The organism is Protofrankia sp. CiP1_Cm_nod1 (assembly GCF_920888515.1).
GTDB lineage: Bacteria > Actinomycetota > Actinomycetes > Frankiales > Frankiaceae > Protofrankia.
The window spans coordinates 1-2352 of sequence record NZ_CAKKTM010000187.1; the positions used below are offsets into that span (position 1 = coordinate 1).

A 2352-nucleotide genomic window follows, 5' to 3' on the forward strand; every position below is an offset into this window, starting at 1 on the left:
CGCCCAGACCGCGCCGCGCCGCACCGGCGCCCGCGCCGCGGCCGGGTCGATCTCGCCGCGGATGACCCGGGCGGCCCAGCGCAGCGCCTCCTCGAGGAAGTCCGCCGGCTCGAGCAGGACGTCGGCGAGGCCGAGGGCGAACGCCTGCGCGGCGCGCAGCATCCTGTTCTGGTTCAGCGGGTTCTCGATGGCGATGGTGACCGCGCGGTCCGCGCCGACGAGGTTGGGCAGCAGCTGGGTCCCGCCCCAGCCGGGCAGCAGGCCGAGGAAGACCTCCGGCAGCGCCAGCGCGGTGACGTCCGATGACAGCGCACGGTAGTCGCAGTGCAGCGCCACTTCCAGGCCGCCGCCCATGGCCGCGCCGTTGACCAGCGCGAACGTGGGGACCTTGCGGCCGCCGAAGTGTCCCTCACCGATCCGTCGCAACGCCGCGTGGCCGAGTTCGCCGATCGCGTGGATGCCGGCCCGGGCCGCTTCCGGGTCGCGCAGCGACGACCGGAAGGCCAGGTCGGCGCCGACGCTGAAGATGAACGGCTTGCCGGTGACAGCAACCGCCGACACGGCCGGGGTGTGCGCCTCGATCTCGTCGGCGGCGGCGAGCAGGCTGCGCAGGCCGGCCGGCCCGAAGGTCGACGGGCGGGTGTGGTCCAGGCCGTTGTCCAGAGTGACCAGCGCGAGCGGCCCGGCCACACCCGGCAGGGCCACATAGCGGACGTGGGCCTGGGTCACCACCTCGCCGGGGAAGTCGAGGGCGGTGGCCGGTGTCCCGCTCATCGGGCTCCTCCTGTCCGTCCGGACGCCTGCGCGGCAGCGCTGGCAGCGCTCCTGCCGCTGGCGGCACTCCTGCCGTTGGCAGCGCCGGCGTCGCCGGTGAAGTGCGGGTTCTCCCAGATGGTGGTCGCGCCCATGCCGAAGCCCACGCACATGGCGGTCAGCCCGTAGCGGACGTCGGGACGGTCGGCGAACTGGCGCGCGAGCTGGGTCATCAGCCGGACGCCGCTGGAGGCCAGCGGGTGCCCCAGCGCGATCGCCCCGCCGAAGGGGTTCACCCGCGGGTCGTCGTCGGCGATCCCGAAGTGGTCGAGGAAGGCGAGCACCTGGACGGCGAACGCCTCGTTGAGCTCGAACAGCCCGATATCGTCGATGGACAGGCCGGTGCGGGCCAGCGCCTTCTCGGTGGAGGGGATCGGGCCGAGGCCCATCACATGCGGCTCGACACCGGCGAAACCGAACCCGGCCAGCCGCATCTTCGCAGTCAGCCCGAGTTCCTCGGCGACATCCCCGGCGGCGAGGATGCAGCCGGTGGCGCCGTCGTTGATGCCGGCGGCGTTGCCCGCGGTCACCCGGCCGTGCGGCCGGAACGGCGTCTTCAGGCCGGCCAGGCCCGCCAGGGTGGTGTCGGGGCGCGGCGGCTCGTCGGCGGTGACGAGCTCCCAGCCGCTGTCGGTGTGGCGGGCGGCGACCGGGACGAGGTCGGGCTGGATCAGCCCGTCGGCGTACGCCTTGGCGACCTTCCGCTGGGAGGCCAGCGCGTAGGCGTCCGTCCGCTCCTTGGTGATCGTCGGGTAGCGGTCGTGCACGTTCTCCGCGGTCTGGCCCATGACCAGCGCGGAGGTGTCGATGAGCTTCTCGGAGACGAAGCGCGGGTTGGGGTCGGCGCCCTCGCCCATGGGGTGGCGGCCCATGTGCTCGACGCCGCCTGCGATCGCGACGTCGTAGGCGCCGACGGCGATCGCGGACGCGGTGGTGGTGACGGCGGTGACCGCGCCGGCGCACATCCGGTCGATGGCGTAGCCGGGCACGGACTGCGGCAGCCCGGCCAGGATGCCCGCCACCCGGCCGATGGTCAGCCCCTGGTCGCCGGTCTGGGTGGTCGCGGCGATCGCCACGTCGTCGATCCGTTCCGCCGGCAGCGCCGGGTTGCGCCGCAGCAGCTCACGGATGACCTTGACGATCAGATCGTCCGCTCGTGTCTCGGAGTAGACCCCCTTGGCCTTGCCGAAGGGGGTTCGGACGCCGTCGACGAACACGACGTCGCGGACGGAGTCCCTGGCGGATTGGAACACTGTGCCTCCTGACCGGGGAGACCCGGCAGGTCGCTATCGAAACCGGTCCGGTCACGCCCGCGGAGCGCATGTGACGGACGGCGATCTACCGGGAGGACGGTACCGGTGCCGGCGTGACCGCCGACACGGTCAGCCTACGGCAGAAGGTTACCCATGGGTAACCCCATTCGGCCTCGATCCCGGTTCGACACCGACGCCGGCCGGGCGCCGGCCCCGCCCCGATGCCGGCCGGGGCCCGGCGCTGGCTCCGGCGCTGGCTCCGGCCCGGCCAGCGACAGCGACAGCC

2 protein-coding genes are annotated in these 2352 nt (G+C 73.5%); both read right to left on the reverse strand.

Annotation, left to right across the window (positions count from 1 at the left end; all coding sequences use genetic code 11):
- On the reverse strand, window positions 1-774 hold a 774-nt coding region (locus tag NBX02_RS08685; RefSeq protein ID WP_250290845.1), incomplete at its 3' end, for an enoyl-CoA hydratase/isomerase family protein.
- Window positions 771-2066 (reverse strand): thiolase family protein, encoded by a 1296-nt coding sequence (locus tag NBX02_RS08690; RefSeq protein WP_250282133.1) that lies wholly within the window; start codon window positions 2064-2066, stop codon window positions 771-773. The genes NBX02_RS08690 and NBX02_RS08685, both read right to left, overlap by 4 nt.
- Window positions 2067-2352: the final 286 nt, after the last annotated feature.